This is a genomic window from Microbacterium hibisci (assembly GCF_015278255.1).
GTDB classification, from domain to species: domain Bacteria; phylum Actinomycetota; class Actinomycetes; order Actinomycetales; family Microbacteriaceae; genus Microbacterium; species Microbacterium hibisci.
Map to the genome: position 1 here is coordinate 172,829 of NZ_JADIJC010000001.1, position 18,996 is coordinate 191,824.

The window sequence follows — 18,996 nt, forward strand, 5'->3', positions numbered from 1 at the left end:
CCTCGGGAGCCCGCCGGAAGGGAAGATCGTGACGGACGAGCAGCAGAGCGGGCCCATCGACCAAGCGCCGGCGGCCGAAGAGGCGCCGCAGTACGGGGTCGGGCCGTTCTCCATCCGCGAGGTCGCCCTCGTGGGAACCTGGATCGTCGCGTTCGTCGTGTCGTTCTTCCCGATCACCGGCGAGCTCGGACGCGGGCCCTCGGTCTGGACCAGCGGCATCGACTGGGTGCTCACCATCGGCGTGCCGACCGTCGCCGTCTTCCTCATCGTGCTGCGGCGGCTGTCACCGCAGGGCATCCGCCGAGTCGGCTCGCTCGGCATCGACCAGTTCGCGTCGGTCGCCTTCTCCGTGGCCACGGTGCTCTGGCTCGCGCTCCTGTGGAAGTCGTTCGTCGTGCTGGCCGACCTCCGTGTCTTCCCCGCGACGTGGGTCGTGTGGGTCGAGTTCTTCCTCATGCTCGCCGGGGTGCTGCTGACGGTGTTCGCGCCGTTCATCGCGCCGTTCGCACAGGACTTCCGCGGCCGCCCGGAGGTCGCCGCACACCGCAACGCGCGACCGGTTCGACCGGTCTCGCCGAGGCCCGCCCCGGTCCGGCCGGAGCCGGCCCCCGCAGAGGCGGACTACGCACCGCCGGCGGATTCCGCCCTCTACGGCGCTCCCGCCCCGTACGCGGCGGGTGCTCCCTACACCGAAGGCGTCTACGACGCCGCCCCCACCGCGTCGTACGGCGCCGCCGCTCCGGCGGCCGACGAGCAGGGCTTCGACGGCCCTCGCTCCGATGACTCGGTGACGACGGTGATCCCGGTCGACCGTGCCGACGCCGACGCGGTCGCCGCCGACGAGATCGTCGCCGCGGACCCCGAGTTCGCCGCACGCGACGCCGCCGCCGAGCGCGACGCCGCTGCCGCCGCCGCGGTGGAGGAGCCGCGCGCCACCGAGCCCGCTCACGCGCGGGAGTCGTTCGAGCACGTCGAGAACCCCTCGTCGACCGTCGAGCCCGCCGCGGCGACCGCGCCGCAGCACCAGGCCTTCTGGGCGCTCGTGCCCGAGGAGCGCGACGTCGTCGATGAGATCGGCATCCCCGTGTTCCGCATCGGCCCGACGGCCTGGGCGCTGGTGATCGAGGACCGCGGCGATGCGTTCGTCGTCCGTCACGAAGACGGTCGCATCGGCTACCTGCACGACGTCTCCGGCGTCACGCGAGGCTAGGAGCCGCCGCCCGCGCGGTACCGTAGACGGATGCTCCGGACGATCGATCTGCGCGGGCGCACGCTCTCTCCCGCCGAACTCCTCGCGACCGTTCCCCGCGCCGAAGCGGCACGGGAGGAAGCCCTCACGACGGCCGCGCGCATCGTCGACGACGTCGCTGCGCGGGGCGAGGCCGCGCTGCGCGAGCAGGCCGAGCGATTCGACGGCGTGACGGAGCACGACATCCGTGTGCCCGCGGCACACCTCGATGACGCGCTCGCAGAGCTCGACCCCGGCGTGCGCGCGGCGCTCGAGCAGGCGATCGAGCGCGTGCGCGAGGCCTCCGCCGCCCAGGTGCCGGCGCCCACGGTGACGCAGCTCGGGCCCGGTGCCCGAGTGACGCAGCGGTGGCAGCCGGTGCGTCGTGTCGGGCTCTACGTGCCCGGCGGCAAGGCTGTCTACCCCTCGAGCGTCGTCATGAACGTCGTGCCGGCGCAGGTCGCCGGCGTCTCCGAGATCGCGCTCGCGTCACCGCCGCAGCGCGAGTTCGGCGGTCGCGTGCACCCGGTGATCCTCGGCGCGGCGAAGCTTCTCGGCGTGACCGAGGTGTACGCGATGGGCGGCGCCGGTGCCATCGGCGCTCTCGCGCACGGCGTTCCCGGGCTCGGGCTCGAGCCGGTCGACGTGGTGACCGGCCCGGGCAACAACTTCGTCGCCGCCGCCAAGCGCGCGGTGGCGGGAATCGTCGGGACGGATGCCGAAGCCGGCGCCACCGAGATCCTCGTGGTCGCCGACGACACGGCCGACGCACGGCTGGTCTCGGCCGACCTCATCAGCCAGGCCGAGCACGACGAGCAGGCCTCCGCGGTGCTGGTCACGACGTCGGAGCGGCTGGCCGACGACGTCCTCGCCGACATCGGCCCGCGCGCGGCCGCCACGCGGCACGCCGACCGCGTCGCCGCGGCACTGTCCGGGCCGCAGTCCGCGGTGGTGCTCGTCGACGACCTCGCGGCTGCGACCGCGTTCAGCAACGCCTACGCGCCGGAGCACCTCGAGCTGCACCTCGCCGAACCGCGACCAGAGGACTTCGTCCACGCCGGCGCGGTCTTCGTGGGCCCCGACACCCCGGTGAGCCTCGGCGACTACCTCGCGGGCAGCAACCACGTGCTGCCCACCGGCGGCCAGGCGCGGTACTCGTCGGGTCTCTCGGCCGCCACGTTCCTACGTCCCCAGCAGGTGATCGAGTACGACCGCGAGGCTCTCGCCGTCGTGCGCGACGCGATCGTCACCCTCGCCGACGCGGAGGCGCTGCCCGCCCACGGCGAGGCGGTCACCGCCCGTTTCGCCGATCGCCCCGCACCCGAGCCGGTTGCAGCGAACCCCGCGTAGGCTGTCTCTGCCATGCACTGCCCGTTCTGCCGCCACGCCGATTCGCGCGTCATCGATTCGCGTACCAGCGACGACGGTCTCAGCATCCGTCGCCGTCGTCAATGCCCGCAATGCGGCGGTCGCTTCACGACCATCGAGACCGCCAGCCTCAACGTCATCAAGCGCTCCGGCGTGATCGAGCCGTTCAGCCGCGAGAAGGTGATGTCGGGGGTGCGCAAGGCCTGCCAGGGGCGTCCGGTCACCGACGCCGATCTCGCGGTGCTGGCGCAGACGGTGGAGGAGAGCATCCGCCAGACGGGCGCGTCGCAGCTCGATGCGAACGAGATCGGGCTGGCGATCCTCGGACCGCTGCGCGACCTCGACGAGGTCGCGTACCTCCGGTTCGCCAGCGTCTACCAGGCGTTCGACTCGCTCGAGGACTTCGAGGCGGCGATCGAGCAGCTGCGTGTCGACCACGGCCGTGCGCCCACGCGGGAAGCCCGCGCCGCGGCCGCCTCCGAGTGACCGGATAGCCTAAGAGGGATGTATCCCCTCCTCTTCCGCACCGTGCTGTCGCGCATGGATCCCGAGACCGCCCACCACGCCGCGATGGTCGTGATCCGGGTGCTGGGAGTCCGGCCGTTCTCGTGGGCGGCTCGCGCCGTGACGCGTCCGGATCCGGGGCTCGCCACCTCCGCGCTGGGCCTGACGTTCGCGTCTCCGTTCGGCGTCGCCGCCGGCTTCGACAAGGACGTGAAGGGGGCCTCCGGCCTGCACGCGCTCGGCTTCGGGCACGTCGAGGTCGGGACGGTGACGGCGATCCCGCAGGACGGCAATCCGCGGCCCCGGCTGTTCCGCCTGATCCCCGACCGCGCCGTGGTCAACCGCATGGGCTTCAACAACCACGGCGCCGAGGCCGCTGCGGTGCGCCTGCGCAGGCTGCGCAAGCGCTCGCACCGGACGGTGCTGGGTGTCAACATCGGCAAGAGCCGCGTCGTCGACGTCGCCGACGCGACCGCCGACTACGTGCGCAGCGCGACGCTGCTCGCCCCCCTCGCCGACTACCTCGTGGTCAACGTGTCGTCGCCGAACACCCCCGGCCTGCGCGGCCTGCAGGCGGTCGAGACGCTGCGACCCCTCCTCGAAGCCGTGCGCGACGCGGCCGGCGACACCCCGCTGCTGGTGAAGATCGCCCCGGATCTGCCCGACGACGAGATCGTCGCGATCGCCCGTCTGGCGGTCGACACCGGGCTCGCCGGCATCATCGGCACCAACACGACGATCTCCCGCGAGGGCCTCGTGACGGATGCCGCCACCGTCGCCGCCGCGGGGGACGGCGGACTCTCCGGGGCGCCGTTGAAGGATCGCGCACTGGAGGTGCTGCGGATTCTCCGCGACACGGTGCCCGCCGACTTCTGCGTGATCTCGGTGGGCGGAGTGGAGACCGCCGCCGACGTGCAGGAGCGGTTGGATGCCGGAGCCACCCTCGTGCAGGGCTACACCGCGTTCCTGTACCGCGGGCCGCTCTGGGCGCGCCAGATCAGCCGGGGCCTGGCGAAGCGGGGCTGAGGGGGAGCCGCACAGCGCGCCGAGGGCGGAGCGGCCGAGGCGGGCGTGCGCGGCGCGGCCGAAGCGACCGAGACCGGACCGGACCGGACTGAGCTCAGGCCGGCTTCTGGCCGCGCTTGACCTGCGGCTTCGGCAGACGGAGGAACCGCATCTGGACGGTGCGCATGGCCGCGTACCAGCCGAGGCCCTTCTCCATCCTGTCGGCGCCGAACTTCTTCTTCACGGCGCGCTTGACCGTGATCGACGTGAGGACCATGTCGCCGATCACGAAGAAGATGAAGATCCACAGACCCACGAACGCGTAGTACTGGAGCGCGGGGATCGGCAGGAACGTCGCGAGGATCACGAGCACCATCGCGGGCATGACCGCCTCGCCGAGGTGCCAGCCGGCGTCGACCCAGTCGCGCGCGAACTTGCGCTGCGGTCCCTGGTCGCGGGCGGGCAGGTAACGCGGGTCGCCGTTGGCCATGCCTAGGCGGGCCTTCTCGCGCTGCGCGGCGAGGTCGGCCTTTGCGCGGGCCTTCGCCTCCTTGGTGTCGGCGACGAGGGGGCGCTTGCGCGCGGCCTCCTGCTCGGCGCGGGACGGCGTGGCGCGGCCCTTGCCGACGGGCGTGCCGTTCAGGACGGTGCCCTCGGAGGGGACGTCGTTCGGCACGGATTCGGAGTTCTTGGCCACGGGTGATCCTCGATACGCAGAGAAGGGGTGCACTTAAGATTACCCGCATGACCTCAGAGCTTTCTCGCCAGGATGCCGTGCGCGATGCCGCGGCCACCGGCATCCCCTCCGCCCTTGCCGACCTCGGCAATCTGGTGCGCATCCCTTCCGTCGCCTTTCCGGGATTCGACGCCGCTCAGGTGCAGCGCAGCGCGGAGGCGGTGGCGGCACTCGTGGGCGAGACGGGCCTGTTCGAGACCGTCGAGATCAAGACGGCGGTCGTGCCCGAGACGGGGGAGCAGGGCAACCCCGCCGTGCTCGCCACCCGTCGCGCCCGCAACGGGCGGCCGACGATCCTGCTGTACGCGCACCACGACGTGCAGCCCGTCGGCGACGAGTCGCTGTGGGAGTCGTCTCCCTTCGAACCCACGGTCCGCGGTGGCCGCCTGTACGGCCGCGGCGCCGCGGACGACAAGGCCGGCGTCATGGCGCACCTCGCCGCGCTGCGCGCGCTCAAGGAGGCCGTCGGCGAGGACTTCGATCTCGGCGTGGTGCTGTTCTTCGAGGGCGAGGAGGAAGCCGGGTCGCGCTCGTTCGCGCAGTTCCTGTCCGACAACGCCGACGCCCTGCGCTCCGACGTCATCGTCGTCGCCGACTCCGGCAACTGGGATGACAAGACGCCGGCTCTGACGGTGTCGCTGCGTGGCAACACGCGCTTCACGATGCGCGTGCGCACGCTCGAGCACGCCTCCCACTCCGGGATGTTCGGGGGAGCGGTGCCCGACGCGATGATGGCGACGGTCAAGCTGCTGTCGACGCTGTGGGACGACACGGGTGCGGTCGCGGTGGCGGGGCTCACGGAGCGGGATGCCGAGACTCCGGACTACACCGAGGAGACCCTGCGCGACGAGGCCGGGCTCCCGGCGGGCGTCTCGCCGATCGGCCGGGGAACGATCCTCAGCCGCATCTGGAACAAGCCCTCGATCACGGTCACGGGCATCGACGCGCCGAGCGTCGTCAACGCGTCGAACACGCTGAGTCCCGAGATCGCCGTGGTGATCAGCGCCCGCGTCGCACCCGGCCAGACCGCCCGAGAGGCCTATGCGGCGATCGAGGCCCACCTGCGCGACCACGCGCCGTTCGGGGCCCAGCTCGAGTTCAGCGACCACGACTTCGGTGACGGGTTCCTGGTCGACACATCCGGCTGGGCGGTGGCGGCGGCGCGCGAGGCGCTCCACGAGGGGTACGGCGTCGAGTCCGTCGACATCGGCGTCGGCGGCTCCATCCCCTTCATCGCCGACCTCGTGCGAGAGTTCCCCGGCGCGCAGATCCTCGTGACCGGCGTCGAGGACCCGCACGCGAAGGCGCACAGCCCGAACGAGTCGCTCCACCTCGAGACGTTCCGCAACGCCGTCGCGGCCGAGGCGCTCCTGCTGGAGAAGCTCGACCGGCGCGCCGCGCAGGCATAGGCGGAGCCGGGCCCGGCGTGCCACGCCGGGCTCGGAGCCTCCTCCCGGCCGGCGCGCGTAGAATCGAGGCATCCCGCCGCCGGCAGTGGACGTCCGACACCTCGGTCGACGCGACTCGGCGGCCCGTCCGGAGGAGTGCCATGACCGACACCGCACTGACGACCGAGCCGACCGCGCGCGACCACGGTGTGCTGCTGACCGACGCCGCCGCCGGCAAGGTCAAGAACCTGCTCGAGCAGGAGGGCCGCGATGACCTGCGGCTGCGCGTCGCCGTGCAGCCGGGTGGCTGCAGCGGCCTGATCTATCAGCTCTACTTCGACGAGCGGTACCTCGACGGCGACAAGACGGTCGACTTCGACGGCGTCGAGGTGATCGTCGACGACATGAGCGTGCCGTATCTGGACGGCGCGACGATCGACTTCAAGGACACGATCTCGGAGCAGGGGTTCACGATCGACAACCCCAACGCGGCGGGCTCGTGCGCCTGCGGCGACAGCTTCCACTGAGAACGGGCCGCGCTCCGGTCGGCTAACGATCGGGCCACTTTTCCGGCGGGTCCGGTGCGCTTCGAATGGCGCCCGGGCCCGCCGTTTTCTGTTCCTGCGACACGATTCAACCTGGGGGGATGGCCTGAATCCCCTGGGCGCTTGCCCTAGACTGGCGAGAGTCCTGTTCGTGATCGGAAAGGTGCACCGTGCCTTCGAAACGCCGTATCCGCTGGGCCGCTCTTCCCGTTGGGATCGCAGCGGCAGCAGTCCTCGCCGGATGCACCCCGACCGAGCTGCACGGCTTCCTCCCCGGGTTCACCGAAGACGGCCAGCCGGCCACCAACCACACCGACATGGTCGCCGGCCTGTGGGTCAACTCGTGGATCGTGCTGCTGGTCGTCGGCGTCATCACGTGGGGCCTCATGGGATGGGCGGCGATCGCCTACCGGCGTCGCAAGGGCCAGATGGGCCTGCCGGTGCAGCTGCGCTACAACATGCCGATCGAGATCTTCTACACGATCGTGCCGCTCATCCTCGTGATCGGGTTCTTCGCCTTCACGGCGCGCGACCAGACGATCCTCGAGACGCAGTACGGCGACGAGGCGGACGTCGAGATCACCGCGATCGGCAAGCAGTGGTCGTGGGACTTCCAGTACGACGGCGAGACCGACGACGACACCGTCTGGACCATGGGCGTCCAGGCGCAGACCAACGACCGCGGTGACATCGTGAGCGAGCTGCCCACGCTGGTGCTCCCGGTCGACCAGAAGGTGCAGATCAAGCTGCAGTCGCGCGACGTGATCCACTCGTTCTGGATCATCGACTTCCTGTACAAGAAGGACATGTACATCGGCAAGGACAACTTCTGGTCCTTCACGCCGACGCGAGAGGGCACGTACGCCGGCAAGTGCGCCGAGCTGTGCGGCGAGTACCACTCGATGATGCTCTTCAACGTGGAGGTCGTCAGCGAGTCCGAGTACGAGGAGTACCTCGGCTCCCTGCGCGACGCCGGTCAGACCGGCGACATCAACGACGAATACGACCGACTTCAGAACCTGCCCGGCACGGGCGGTTCGGTGAATGAGAACGTGGAAGAGGTGGACCACTGATGGCGACGACGCTTCCGCTTCAGGAGACGTCCCAGGGGCGTCCGACCACCCTGCCGCCGCGACAGGCGGCCCTGCTCAGCGCTTCGCGCGTCGAGCAGAAGGGCAACATCATCGTCAAGTGGATCACGTCCACCGACCACAAGACGATCGGCTACCTGTACCTGATCTCGTCCGTCATCTTCTTCCTCCTCGGTGGAGTGATGGCGCTGATCATCCGTGCGGAGCTCTTCGAGCCCGGGATGCAGATCATCCCGACGAAGGAGCAGTACAACCAGCTCTTCACGATGCACGGCACGATCATGCTGCTGATGTTCGCGACCCCGCTGTTCGCGGGCTTCGCGAACGCGATCCTGCCGCTGCAGATCGGCGCGCCCGACGTCGCCTTCCCGCGTCTGAACGCGTTCGCCTTCTGGCTGTTCCTGTTCGGCTCCACGATCGCCGTCGCCGGCTTCCTCACCCCGCAGGGTGCGGCCTCGTTCGGCTGGTTCGCGTATCAGCCGCTCGCCAACGCCTCGTTCTCGCCGGGCGCCGGCGGCAACCTCTGGATGCTCGGCCTCGGTATGAGCGGCTTCGGCACGATCCTCGGCGCGGTGAACTTCATCACGACGATCATCACGATGCGCGCGCCCGGCATGACCATGTGGCGCATGCCGATCTTCTCGTGGAACACCCTGGTCACCAGCATCCTGATCCTGATGGCCTTCCCGGTGCTCGCCGCCGCGATCCTGGCCGCCGCGGCGGACCGCGTGCTCGGCGCCCACATCTACGACCCGGCCAACGGCGGCGTCCTGCTGTGGCAGCACCTGTTCTGGTTCTTCGGGCACCCCGAGGTGTACATCATCGCGCTGCCGTTCTTCGGCATCGTGTCGGAGATCTTCCCGGTCTTCAGCCGCAAGCCGATCTTCGGCTACAAGACGCTCGTGTACGCGACCATCGCGATCGCCGCCCTGTCGGTGGCCGTGTGGGCGCACCACATGTACGTCACGGGCGCGGTCCTGCTGCCGTTCTTCGCGCTCATGACGATGCTCATCGCGGTGCCGACGGGCGTGAAGATCTTCAACTGGATCGGCACGATGTGGCGCGGCTCGGTGACGTTCGAGACGCCGATGGTCTTCGCGCTCGGCTTCCTCGTGTCGTTCGTGTTCGGCGGGCTCACCGGCGTGATCCTCGCGTCGCCGCCCCTCGACTTCGCACTGTCCGACTCGTACTTCGTCGTGGCGCACTTCCACTACGTCGTGTTCGGCACCGTCGTGTTCGCGATGTTCGCCGGCTTCTACTTCTGGTGGCCGAAGTGGACCGGGCGGATGCTCAACGAGCGCCTCGGCTACGTCCACTTCTGGATGCTGTTCATCGGCTTCCACATGACGTTCCTCATCCAGCACTGGCTCGGCGTGGACGGCATGGTGCGCCGCTACGCCGACTACTCGGAGGCAGACGGCTGGACGTGGCAGAACCAGGTGTCGACGATCGGCGCCATCATCCTGGGCGCCTCGATGATCCCGTTCCTGTTCAACGTCTGGATCACCTCGCGCAAGGCTCCCAAGGTCACCGTCAACGACCCGTGGGGCTACGGCGCGTCGCTCGAGTGGGCGACCTCGTGCCCGCCGCCTCGTCACAACTTCACGTCGATCCCGCGCATCCGCAGCGAGCGGCCCGCGTTCGACCTGAACCACCCCGAGGCAGGCATCCCGGTGGGCGTCGGCCCGGCGAAGGACGCACCCGAAGCCCCGGTTGCCGATCTCGCCGATGGAGAGGTGAAGTAAGTGCGCACGAACACCGGACTCTGGTGGCTTCTGGCCGTCTTCTTCCTCGTGGTGGCGATCCTCTACACCGGGTGGAACATCGTCGCGCACCCGAGCGTGCCGTGGTACAACGCCATCGAGTGGGTCGGCAGCGTCGCCCTGCTGTTCACCGCTCTCATGGGCGCCTTGATCGCGTTCTACATCGGCAAGGTGCACAAGGCGCAGGGCGGCGAGCTGCCTGAAGACATCCTCACGTCCGACATCGACGACGGCGACCCCGAGCTCGGGGAGTTCAGCCCGTGGTCGTGGTGGCCGATCGTCCTGGCCTTCTCTGCCGCGCTGGGCATGATCGGCCTGGCCGTCGGCACCTGGCTCATGCCCATCGGCATCGCCGTGTTCGTCGTGGCGATCGTCGGCTGGGTGTACGAGTACTACCGCGGCTACTTCGCCCGCTGATCCGGCTTCTGCCGGGCAGCATGGCTTGCCTGTGACACGAACGGGGCTCCGTCATCGACGGAGCCCCTTTCGCGTCCGCGTGCGGCGGCGGACGTCGACGTCGGACAGCCCCTCGCAACCACCTGGCGCGTGTCCGAGGATGTCTCCGGCTGACCGAGAGACCGACTGCAACGCTCAGGATTCATCTGGGGGAAACGTGGCGCTGCAAGGATGTACCCCGTGACTGAGATCCTCAAGGTGAGACCTCGCGTGTGGATCGGTTTGGCGATCTACGCCGGATATGTGGCGGTCGTGTTCCTGGTGCAGCGGCTGAGCGGGGTTTCGTACACCGATCTGGGCGAGAGCGGGGGCAATCTGTTCCTTGGCGTCGGACTCTCGCTGATCATCGCCGCGATCCTGCTCGCGATCACGACAACCCTGCTCGGCTGGTGGCGTCCCGCACTGCACGAGCGGAAGCGCAGCGTCCGGTGGCCGATCATCGCGCCGATTCTCATGGCTGTTGCATTGCTGATCAATCTTGCCGCGACCGATTGGGGATCGTACGACGGCGCGTTCTTCGCTGCGTCGATCGTGCTCATCCTCGTCGGCTTCACCGAGGAGCTCACCACTCGCGGGCTGCTGCTCACCTCGCTGCGCAGCAGGCTGAGCGAGGGTTGGGTGTGGTTCCTCACCACGGCGCTGTTCGCTCTCATGCATCTGATCAATGCCGCGACCGGTCAGGATCTCGCTTCTACGTTGCAGCAGGTGGGCTTCGCATTCCTCGGCGGCACGATCTTCTACATGTTGCGCAGGACCACCGGCACCCTCATATGGTCCATGGTGTTGCACGGCCTGTGGGACTTCTCGGTGTTCGCCGTCGGACATGGCACACCGGGACCCCTCGCAGGCGTCGGGTCGATCGTGTACCTGGCCGCCGGTGTCCTCGCCCTCGCGACCGTCGTATTCGTCATCCGCGGCGCGGACGAGCGGATCGACGCTCGTGCCTGACGGCGTACCTGTGACGGCCGGGCGTCCACGGAGCGTGTGGCTCGCGCTCGCGATCGTCGCCCTCTACGTTCTCGTGGCCGCCGGCCTCGGCGACCTGTTGAGTGGACTGGTCAGCGACGACCAGGAGCTTGCGCAGTTCGCGCTGGGGCATTTCATCCCGCTCGCGATCGCGATCGTCGGGCTGCTGCTGTTCCTGCGCTGGGCGGGGTGGGGCCAGGACGTCTGGCGGGAGCGACCGACCCCGACGCTGACTCCACGGCGTTGGTGGCTCGTCTCCATTCCCGTCCTCGTCGTGCTGTTGCCCATGAGTCAGCTGGGGGACATCCCCTGGGGATCGCGCTCCATCGGCTACATCCTCATCATCGCCGCCGGAACACTCATGGTCGGATTCGGAGAGGAGCTCGTCATCCGCGGCGTCCTGCTGACCGCCGTCCGGGCCCGACACGGCGAGCTCGTCGCGCTTCTCGCAACGAGCGCAGTGTTCGCGCTCGCGCACATTCCCGGAAGCATCATCGCCGGCGTCCCGATCGCCGCCATCGCCTTCCAGGTCTCGTTCCTCGCCGCGGCCGGAGCCTCGTACTACTGGGTGCGACGCGTGACCGGGCGGCTCTGGGTGGCCATGCTCGCGCACGCGCTCACCGACTGGGTTCTTTACCTCGCGTCCGGTGCCGGCACTCCAGCAGCATCGATGCCGCAGGACCACTCCGGAAGTCCAGAACCGTTCCCGGTGACCGTCCAAGTCCTGCTACTGATCGCGACCACGATCAGCATCATCAGCGTCATCCGGGAAGACCGACGCAACAATCGCGCGGCTGCGGCATCTGCACAGGCGGGCTGAGGCATGGTTCCTCGGCCGCCGGGGGCCGGGGCGGACGTTCTCTGACGCGCGATTGATGTGTGTGGCGATCATCTACAGGCATCGGTGCGGAATCCCGTGGTCACGCCCGGCCAGGCCGGCGCCTCGCCGGTGTCCTGCCACTCCGGTGCCGCAGTGCGCGCCTCACGCGCGCGGGAGTCGGCCTCAGCAGCTCCGCACCGGCGCCGTGAGCCTGCTCCGGCCGGGGAGAAGTGTCAGCCGGCCACCGGCGCGCGTACGACCATCACCTGCGCGTCGAAGACCCGGGGGAGGTCGCCCTCGTCGTTCTCGGTCGGCTGGCCCTCGCGTACCCAGTACTCGTAGCCGCCGATCATCTCCTTCACGGCGTACCCGAGCTTCGCGAACTCGACCGCGCCCTTCGCGCCCGCATTGCAGCCCGGGCTCCAGCAGTAGACCACGACCGGCGTGGACGGGTCGATCTCACGCGGAGCACGCTCGGCGATCTCGCGGTACGGCATGTGAAGAGCGCCGCGGATGCGTCCCTGCGCCCACGCCTCGTCGCCGCGCACGTCGACGAGGACGAACTGCTCACCGGCCTTCTGCGCGGCGTACACGTCGGAGGCGTCGGTCTCGAGGGAGAGCTTGGCGGAGAAGTAGGAGAGCGCGTCTGTCATGCGTCCACGCTAAGCGACGCGCGCCGCCGTCCCCCTCGGATGCGCGGCCAGATCGCGTCGGATTCCTGCCGAACAGAGTGGGCGCGACGCGCACGCGAGCGTCGGGAGCGAAGCAGAATGACGGATGCCCCGGCCCGATCTGAGATCGGTCCGGGGCATCCGTCTGCGAAGCGGCGACCTTACTGGTCGCTCTCCTTCTCACGGTTGCGCGGGGCCTTGGTGCCTGCCTCCGGCTCGGGGACGATCACGTTCGAGGGGCGCACCGGCACCTCACCGTGCTTGCCGTCGTCGATCGGCTTGTGCGGGGCATCCGGCACTCCGGCGCGCTCGTGAGCGCCCTGGATCTCGGCGTCCTCCTCGGCCGCGATGTGGTCGAGGTCGTGGTGCTGGTGTGCCAGCGCCGCGTCGAGCTCGCCCTGCGTGACCGGCGTGAGACGGTCCTCGAAGAACCAGCGCGAGACCGAGGCGCGGAGGTTCTCGTGCCAGGGGATCTGACCCTTGGCGTTGGGACGCACCACGAGCGGCTCGTACGAGTCGAAGGCCGCGAGCTTGTAGCGCTCGTACTCGTCGACCGGCTGGTGGACCTCGATGTACTCGCCGCCCGGGAGTCGGACGATGCGACCGGACTCGTAGCCGTGCAGCGCGATCTCGCGGTCCTTCTTCTGGAGCGCGATGCAGATGCGCTTCGTCACGAAGTAGGCGACGACGGGTCCGACGATCAGCAGCGCCTGCAGCGTGTGGATCACGCCCTCCATCGTCAGCCAGAAGTGCGTGGCGATGATGTCGGAGGAGGCCGCAGCCCACAGCACGGCGTAGAACGTCACGCCGGCCGCGCCGATGGCAGTGCGGGTGGCCGCGTTGCGCGGACGCTGCGCGATGTGGTGCTCGCGCTTGTCGCCGGTGACCCACGCCTCGATGAAGGGGTAGATCATCACCAGGACGATGAACAGGCCGAGCCCGACCAGGGGCACGAGGATGTTGAACGACCAGGTGCGGTCCAGGAACACGAACTCCCAGCCCGGAGGCACGAGGCGCAGTGCGCCGTCCGCGAAGCCGATGTACCAGTCGGGCTGGGTGCCGGCCGACACGGGGGACGGGTCGTACGGGCCGTAGTTCCAGATCGGGTTGATCGTGAACAGCGAGGCGACGAGCACGATCACGCCGAACGTGATGAACAGGAAGCCGCCCATCTTCGACATGTACACCGGCATCATCGGGTAGCCGACGACCACGTTGTTGGTGCGACCCGCGCCCGCGAACTGGGTGTGCTTGTTGATCACCATCAGCATCAGGTGGACGACGAGCAGGCCGACGAGGATCGCCGGAAGCAGCAGGATGTGCAGCGTGTACAGGCGGCCGACGATCGCGGTGCCCGGGAACTCGCCGCCGAACAGCAGGAACGAGGTCCAGGTGCCGATGAGCGGGATTCCCTTGACCATGCCGTCGATGATGCGGAGGCCGTTGCCCGAGAGCACGTCGTCGGGGAGCGAGTAGCCGGTGAAGCCCTCGCCCAGCGCCAGGATGAAGAGGATGAAGCCGATCACCCAGTTGAGCTCGCGCGGCTTGCGGAACGCGCCGGTGAAGAAGACGCGCAGCATGTGGACGCCGATGCCGGCGATGAACACCAGAGCCGCCCAGTGGTGGATCTGGCGGACCAGCAGGCCACCGCGGAGATCGAACGAGATCTCGAGCGTCGAGGCCATGGCCGCCGACATCTCGATGCCGCGCATCGGCAGGTATGCCCCGTCGTAGTGGGTCTCGACCATGGACGCCTGGAAGAAGAACGTCAGGAAGGTGCCCGAGAGCAGCACGACGACGAAGGCCCACAGCGCGATCTCGCCCAGCATGAACGACCAGTGGTCGGGGAAGATCTTGCGGCCGAGCTCCTTGACGAAGCCGGAGAGGCTCGTGCGCTCGTCGATGTAGTTCGCCGTGGCGCCGATGAATCGGCCGCCCAGCGGCTTGCCACGCGGAGGAAGCGGACCGGACGAGACGGCCGGCTCCTGAGTGACGTTCTCAGTGGGGTGAGTGCCGGTACTCAATGACGCTCCCAGAAGCTCGGGCCGACGGGTTCGGTGAAGTCGCTGCGAGCGACCAGGTAGCCTTCGTCGTCGACGGTGATGGGCAGCTGCGGCAGCGGCCGCGCGGCCGGGCCGAAGATGACCTTGGCCTGGTCGGTCACGTCGAACTGCGACTGGTGGCAGGGGCACAGCAGGTGGTGGGTCTGCTGCTCGTAGAGCGCCACGGGGCAGCCGACGTGCGTGCAGACCTTCGAGTAGGCGACGATGCCGTTGTACGACCAGTCCTTGCGGTCGTCCGGCTCGTTGAGCTGCTCGGGGAGCAGACGGACCAGGAGCACCAGCGCCTTGGCCTTCTCCTCGAGGTAGCCCTCGCTGTGCGAGACCTCGGCGAGAGCCTCGGGGATGACGTGCACGGCGGAGCCGAGCGTGAGATCGGCGGCCCGGATCGGCTCACCGGTCGGGTCGTGCGCGAGGCGCATGCCCTCTTCCCACATGGTGTGCTCGAGGAGGTACACCGGGTCGCCGGCGTGCGGCTTCTCGGGGGAGTTGAACGGCGCAAGGCCGCGGAACAGCACCACGCCCGGCACGACGGAGGCCACGAGCGCCGCGATCAGCGAGTTGCGGATCATCACGCGGCGTCCGAAGCCGGACTCCTCGTTGGCGTCGTAGAACGCCTTGACGGCGGCCTCGCGGGTCGTGTCGCGTCCGCGGGTCGCGTGACGCGGCTCGACGAACTCCTTGTCGGACATGACGGCCTTCGACCAGTGGATCGCGCCGATGCCGATGGCGAGCAGCGCGAATGCGATGCCCAGACCGATGAACATGTTGTTGTTCCGGATGTCGATGATCCGGCCGCTCTCGATCGGGAAGAGCATGTAGGCGGCGATCGCCCAGATGCTGCCGGCGATCGACAGGTAGAACAGCGTGTAGACCGTTCGCACCGCGCGCTGCATCGCAGCGGGGTCCTTGTCGGTGATCCGCTCGCGGTGCGGGGGGAGCCCAGGGTTGTGCACCGGGTCGGGGACCGCGACGGCGAGCCCGGGGGAGGGCTTCCAGGAAGCCCTCTCGTGCTCGAGCGTGTCGTCCTCGTGGGCCATGCTGCTCCTCGTCAGTGTTGCTTGTGTCGTACGTAGATCAGTTGGACTTCGCCGTGATCCACACGGTGATGGCGATCAGCGAGCCGATGCCGAAGATCCAGATGAAGAGGCCCTCGGAGACGGGGCCGAGCGAGCCGAGCGAGAAGCCGCCCGCGGACTCGTTGTCCTGCAGGTAGAGCAGGTACGTGATGATGTCGCGCTTCTCTTCGGTGGTCAGCGTCATGTCGTTGAACACCGGCATGTTCTGCGGGCCGGTCACCATGGCCGCGTACATGTTGAGCGGGGTGGTCGTGTGCAGCGCCGGGGCGTACTTGCCCTCGGTGAGCGCGCCGCCGGCACCGGCCACGTTGTGGCACATCGCGCAGTTGATGCGGAAGAGCTCGCCGCCCTCGGACGCCCTGCCTTCGCCGTCCAGCACTTCGTCGTCGGGGAACGACGGGCCGGGAGCGATCGACTGGATGTACTCGCCGATCGCCGCGATCTGCTCGTCCGTGAACTGCACGGGCTTCTGCGGAGCCTGCGGTCCCTGCATCTGCAGCGGCATGCGGCCGGTGCTCATCTGGAAGTGGACGGCGAGCTCGCCGACGCCGTACAGGGACGGGCCGTCGTTCGTGCCCTGGACGTCGAGACCGTGGCAGGTCGCGCAGTTCGCCTGGAACAGCTTCTCGCCGTCTTCGACGGTGAGCGCCGAGTTCGTGACGGTCTCGGTCGTCGTCGCCGCCATCGCCGCGGAGGCGCCGGCGTAGACGCCGCCCGTGATGAGCAGGCCGATGCCGATCAGTGCCGCAGCGGCCCAGGGGCTCCGGCGGCCTTTCGAGCGGCGCGTGGTCTCTCGTGCCATGTCGGGTTTCAGCTCCGCTCTCACTTGAGGAAGTAGATGACGAGGAAGAGGGCGATCCAGACCACGTCGACGAAGTGCCAGTAGTAGGACACGACGATCGAGGAGGTCATCTCCTTGCGCCCGAAGTTCTTGACGGCGTACGCGCGGCCGATCACCAGGAGGAAGGCGATCAGACCGCCGGTGACGTGGAGCGCGTGGAAGCCGGTGGTGAGGTAGAAGGCCGACGCGTACGAGTTCGCGGAGATCGGCATTCCCTCGGCGACGAGCTGGGCGTACTCCCACACCTGACCCGACACGAAGATCGCGCCGAGGGCGAAGGTGAGCCAGAACCACTCGACCATGCCCCAGCGCTGCCAGAAGCTGTTCGACTTCACCGTGTACGGCTGGAACCGCTCGGCGGCGAACACGCCCATCTGGCAGGTGACCGACGACAGCACGAGGATGATCGTGTTGACCGTCGCGTAGGGGATGTTCAGCAGCTGCGTCTCTTCCGCCCACAGTTCGGGGGAGCTGTTGCGCAGGGTGAAGTAGATCGCGAACAGGCCGGCGAAGAACATCACCTCGCTGCCGAGCCATACGATCGTGCCGACAGCGACCGGATCCGGCCGCTTGACGGACCGCATGGCCTGGGAGTAGGTCGCTGTGGAGGTCGTCACGCTCCCCATTATGGCCGATCTGCGGCCCTCGCATTCGCATCGGAGGCCATCTGTTTGCCCCCGCTCAGACTTAGGGGAACCTAAGAGGAGCCTGCGACTCAGCCGTGAACACGTGGTGAAGACGCAGAATCGCCGCGCGCGGGCCGCCGTGTCACGAAACGGTTCCGATTCCCGTGCGCGGCTAGGCTTCTGCGTTATGGCGGAGCTCTACACCTGGCCGGGAATCCTCACGACGCTGCTGGAGCGGCGGGACCTGAGCGTGTCGGAGTCGACCTGGGCGATGCGGCAGATCATGTCGGGCAGCGCCACGCCGTCGCAGCTGGCCGGATTCCTCGTCGCGCTGCGCGGAAAGGGCGAGACCGTCGACGAGATCGTCGGGTTCCGGGACGCGATCCTCGAAGCCGCCCTGCCGCTCCCGGTGGACGCCGCCGTGCTCGACATCGTCGGCACCGGAGGGGACCGCTTCGGAACGGTGAACGTCTCGACCATGTCGGCGCTCGTGGCCGCGGCATCCGGCATCCCCGTCGTCAAGCACGGCAACAAGGCCGCCAGTTCGTCGTCGGGCTCGTCTGACGTGCTGGGGGCGCTGGGCGTCGATCTCACACTCTCGCCCGAGGCCGTGGCGGAGACGCTCTCGCGGGCGGGCATCACCTTCGCGTTCGCCGCCGCGTTCCACCCCGGCTTCAAGCACGCCGGCGCGACCCGGAGCGAGCTGGGCGTGCCCACCGTGTTCAACTTCCTCGGCCCGCTGTGCAACCCCGCTCGTGCCGAGGCGAATGCGGTCGGCGTGGCGCACCTGGATCGGGTACCGCTCATCACCGGCGTCTTCCGCACCCGAGGCGCCACCGCCCTCGTCTTCCGCGGTGACGACGGACTGGATGAGCTCACCACCACCGGCCACAGCCGGCTGTGGGAGGTCAGCCGCGGCGACATCCACGAGCACGACCTCGATCCGCGGGATCTCGGCATCCCGCTCGCCGACATCGACGACCTGCTGGGCGGCGACCCCGCCCACAACGCCCGTGTGGTGCGTCAGGTGCTCGGCGGCGACCAGGGACCGGTGCGCGACATCGTGCTGCTGAACGCCGCGGCGGGCATCGTCGCGTACCGGCTGTTCCGCGACGCGACCCAGGTGCAGCGGCCGATCCTCGAGCGGCTCGCCGAGGCCCGCGACGACGCGGCGGCGGCGATCGACAGCGGCGCGGCGGCGGCCACGCTCGACCGCTGGGTCGAGACCACGCGAGCTCTCGCCTCCTGAGCGGGCGCGGCGCGGTTTTGCACGGCGCGGCGCTCTTCCGCGCGGGGGCGCGGCGCCGCTAGCGTGTGCCGTGACCACCGATCCGAGGAGGACGCATGAGCCAGGATGAGCCCCGCACCGCCGACGTCATCGAACCGCCCGAGAAGAAGGTCGGCCTCGTCAAGGCCGTCGGGATCCTCGGCATCATCGGCGGAGTCCTGCTGATCGTGGTGGGGATCGTCGCCTGGATCGGCGTGACCAACCAGCTGACCGCGGAGAACATCACCATCCCCGACGACGCGGCCGCGTTCCAGGGCCAGCAGGTGACCGGTCCCTTCACCGCGTGGGTGCAGGCCGACATCATCAACACGCACGCGCTGGCCGCCTCCGACGGCAAGACCTACGCCGAGCTCGACCAGGACGACCCCGTGCGCGCCACCGTGATGCAGGCCTCGTTCCTGCGCTCGTCGCTGTTCACGTCGATCGTCGCCTACGGCGTCGCGCTGTTCGCGGCCGGCATGGGCGTGCTGGCGATCCTGTTCGGATGGGCGATCCACCGGCTGGCGAGCGTGCCGGTGGTGATCAAGCGCTCCACCGTCGTCTGATCTGACGATCCCCGAC

Annotated in this window: 19 protein-coding genes; 13 read left to right on the forward strand and 6 right to left on the reverse strand. The window is 69.0% G+C overall.

Translation table 11 applies throughout. The annotated features are described in order from the left end of the window. Window positions 1-28 precede the first annotated feature (28 nt). The 4 genes from IM770_RS00800 to IM770_RS00815 are packed head-to-tail and all read left to right on the forward strand — an operon-like array spanning window position 29 to window position 4,126. The gene (locus tag IM770_RS00800) at window positions 29-1,210 is read left to right on the forward strand and encodes a hypothetical protein (RefSeq protein ID WP_239065596.1); all 1,182 of its coding nucleotides are present in this window, start codon (window positions 29-31) and stop codon (window positions 1,208-1,210) included. A gap of 30 nt (window positions 1,211-1,240) precedes the next feature. Continuing rightward, entirely contained in the window at window positions 1,241-2,578 is a 1,338-nt protein-coding gene (gene hisD / locus IM770_RS00805; protein WP_203579245.1) for a histidinol dehydrogenase, read from the forward strand. A gap of 12 nt (window positions 2,579-2,590) precedes the next feature. Then, window positions 2,591-3,082, forward strand: a complete 492-nt coding sequence (nrdR, locus tag IM770_RS00810; RefSeq protein ID WP_203579246.1) for a transcriptional regulator NrdR — start codon at window positions 2,591-2,593, stop codon at window positions 3,080-3,082. A gap of 18 nt (window positions 3,083-3,100) precedes the next feature. Further along, on the forward strand, window positions 3,101-4,126 hold the full coding sequence (locus IM770_RS00815; protein WP_203579247.1) for a quinone-dependent dihydroorotate dehydrogenase: 1,026 nt from the start codon (window positions 3,101-3,103) through the stop codon (window positions 4,124-4,126). Window positions 4,127-4,220: 94 nt separating this feature from the next. Here IM770_RS00815 and IM770_RS00820 read toward each other — a convergent pair whose 3' ends face one another. Then, window positions 4,221-4,802, reverse strand: coding sequence for a DUF3043 domain-containing protein (locus tag IM770_RS00820; RefSeq protein WP_372430623.1), 582 nt, complete (start codon window positions 4,800-4,802; stop codon window positions 4,221-4,223). Window positions 4,803-4,849: 47 nt separating this feature from the next. Between IM770_RS00820 and IM770_RS00825 the strand changes: the two genes are divergently transcribed. From IM770_RS00825 to IM770_RS17795, 7 genes are all read left to right on the forward strand, one after another. Beyond that, a complete protein-coding gene (locus tag IM770_RS00825; RefSeq protein ID WP_203579248.1) occupies window positions 4,850-6,250 on the forward strand; it encodes a dipeptidase in 1,401 nt (466 codons plus the stop codon). A gap of 140 nt (window positions 6,251-6,390) precedes the next feature. Next, a complete protein-coding gene (erpA, locus tag IM770_RS00830) occupies window positions 6,391-6,756 on the forward strand; it encodes an iron-sulfur cluster insertion protein ErpA (protein WP_109209282.1) in 366 nt (121 codons plus the stop codon). A gap of 188 nt (window positions 6,757-6,944) precedes the next feature. After that, entirely contained in the window at window positions 6,945-7,847 is a 903-nt protein-coding gene (gene ctaC, locus IM770_RS00835) for an aa3-type cytochrome oxidase subunit II (protein WP_203579249.1), read from the forward strand. Beyond that, window positions 7,847-9,610, forward strand: a complete 1,764-nt coding sequence (gene ctaD, locus IM770_RS00840) for an aa3-type cytochrome oxidase subunit I (protein ID WP_109209284.1) — start codon at window positions 7,847-7,849, stop codon at window positions 9,608-9,610. Before ctaC ends, ctaD begins: the two co-directional genes overlap by 1 nt. Then, complete coding sequence (locus IM770_RS00845) at window positions 9,611-10,045, forward strand: cytochrome c oxidase subunit 4 (protein WP_203579250.1); 435 nt, start codon at window positions 9,611-9,613, stop codon at window positions 10,043-10,045. 261 nt (window positions 10,046-10,306) lie between these two features. After that, window positions 10,307-11,032: a CPBP family intramembrane glutamic endopeptidase gene (locus IM770_RS00850; protein WP_239065597.1), complete on the forward strand. Its 726-nt coding sequence runs from the start codon at window positions 10,307-10,309 to the stop codon at window positions 11,030-11,032. 34 nt (window positions 11,033-11,066) lie between these two features. Then, window positions 11,067-11,870 carry a CPBP family intramembrane glutamic endopeptidase gene (locus tag IM770_RS17795; RefSeq protein WP_203579252.1) on the forward strand — a complete coding sequence of 268 codons (804 nt, stop codon included), beginning with the start codon at window positions 11,067-11,069 and terminating at the stop codon, window positions 11,868-11,870. A gap of 233 nt (window positions 11,871-12,103) precedes the next feature. On the opposite strand, the gene IM770_RS00860 is transcribed toward IM770_RS17795, so the two are convergent. From IM770_RS00860 to ctaE, 5 genes are all read right to left on the reverse strand, one after another. Further along, entirely contained in the window at window positions 12,104-12,523 is a 420-nt protein-coding gene (locus IM770_RS00860) for a rhodanese-like domain-containing protein (RefSeq protein WP_203579253.1), read from the reverse strand. Between the two features lie 179 nt (window positions 12,524-12,702). Then, the gene (qcrB, locus tag IM770_RS00865) at window positions 12,703-14,481 is read right to left on the reverse strand and encodes a cytochrome bc1 complex cytochrome b subunit (RefSeq protein WP_203579847.1); all 1,779 of its coding nucleotides are present in this window, start codon (window positions 14,479-14,481) and stop codon (window positions 12,703-12,705) included. A gap of 80 nt (window positions 14,482-14,561) precedes the next feature. After that, window positions 14,562-15,641, reverse strand: a complete 1,080-nt coding sequence (gene qcrA / locus IM770_RS00870) for a cytochrome bc1 complex Rieske iron-sulfur subunit (RefSeq protein WP_203579254.1) — start codon at window positions 15,639-15,641, stop codon at window positions 14,562-14,564. Window positions 15,642-15,678: 37 nt separating this feature from the next. Continuing rightward, window positions 15,679-16,482, reverse strand: coding sequence for a cytochrome bc1 complex diheme cytochrome c subunit (gene qcrC, locus IM770_RS00875; protein WP_203579255.1), 804 nt, complete (start codon window positions 16,480-16,482; stop codon window positions 15,679-15,681). A gap of 20 nt (window positions 16,483-16,502) precedes the next feature. Continuing rightward, on the reverse strand, window positions 16,503-17,147 hold the full coding sequence (gene ctaE, locus IM770_RS00880; RefSeq protein WP_203579256.1) for an aa3-type cytochrome oxidase subunit III: 645 nt from the start codon (window positions 17,145-17,147) through the stop codon (window positions 16,503-16,505). Window positions 17,148-17,334: 187 nt separating this feature from the next. On the opposite strand from ctaE, the gene trpD reads away from it, so the two are divergent. Together trpD and IM770_RS00890 are read left to right on the forward strand one after the other, a co-directional pair. Next, complete coding sequence (trpD, locus tag IM770_RS00885; RefSeq protein ID WP_203579257.1) at window positions 17,335-18,396, forward strand: anthranilate phosphoribosyltransferase; 1,062 nt, start codon at window positions 17,335-17,337, stop codon at window positions 18,394-18,396. Window positions 18,397-18,491: 95 nt separating this feature from the next. Beyond that, a complete protein-coding gene (locus tag IM770_RS00890; RefSeq protein WP_203579258.1) occupies window positions 18,492-18,980 on the forward strand; it encodes an aromatic ring-opening dioxygenase LigA in 489 nt (162 codons plus the stop codon). The last annotated feature ends 16 nt before the right edge of the window (window positions 18,981-18,996 follow it).

Coding starts and splice junctions, on each gene's coding strand:
- hisD (WP_203579245.1), top strand. CDS start 1,241: ATGCTCCGGACGATCGATCTGCGCGGGCGCACGCTCTCTCCCGCCGAA.
- qcrA (WP_203579254.1), bottom strand. CDS start 15,641: ATGGCCCACGAGGACGACACGCTCGAGCACGAGAGGGCTTCCTGGAAG.
- ctaE (WP_203579256.1), bottom strand. CDS start 17,147: ATGGGGAGCGTGACGACCTCCACAGCGACCTACTCCCAGGCCATGCGG.
- nrdR (WP_203579246.1), top strand. CDS start 2,591: ATGCACTGCCCGTTCTGCCGCCACGCCGATTCGCGCGTCATCGATTCG.
- trpD (WP_203579257.1), top strand. CDS start 17,335: ATGGCGGAGCTCTACACCTGGCCGGGAATCCTCACGACGCTGCTGGAG.
- erpA (WP_109209282.1), top strand. CDS start 6,391: ATGACCGACACCGCACTGACGACCGAGCCGACCGCGCGCGACCACGGT.
- ctaD (WP_109209284.1), top strand. CDS start 7,847: ATGGCGACGACGCTTCCGCTTCAGGAGACGTCCCAGGGGCGTCCGACC.
- IM770_RS00825 (WP_203579248.1), top strand. CDS start 4,850: ATGACCTCAGAGCTTTCTCGCCAGGATGCCGTGCGCGATGCCGCGGCC.
- IM770_RS00890 (WP_203579258.1), top strand. CDS start 18,492: ATGAGCCAGGATGAGCCCCGCACCGCCGACGTCATCGAACCGCCCGAG.
- IM770_RS00815 (WP_203579247.1), top strand. CDS start 3,101: ATGTATCCCCTCCTCTTCCGCACCGTGCTGTCGCGCATGGATCCCGAG.
- qcrC (WP_203579255.1), bottom strand. CDS start 16,482: ATGGCACGAGAGACCACGCGCCGCTCGAAAGGCCGCCGGAGCCCCTGG.
- IM770_RS00860 (WP_203579253.1), bottom strand. CDS start 12,523: ATGACAGACGCGCTCTCCTACTTCTCCGCCAAGCTCTCCCTCGAGACC.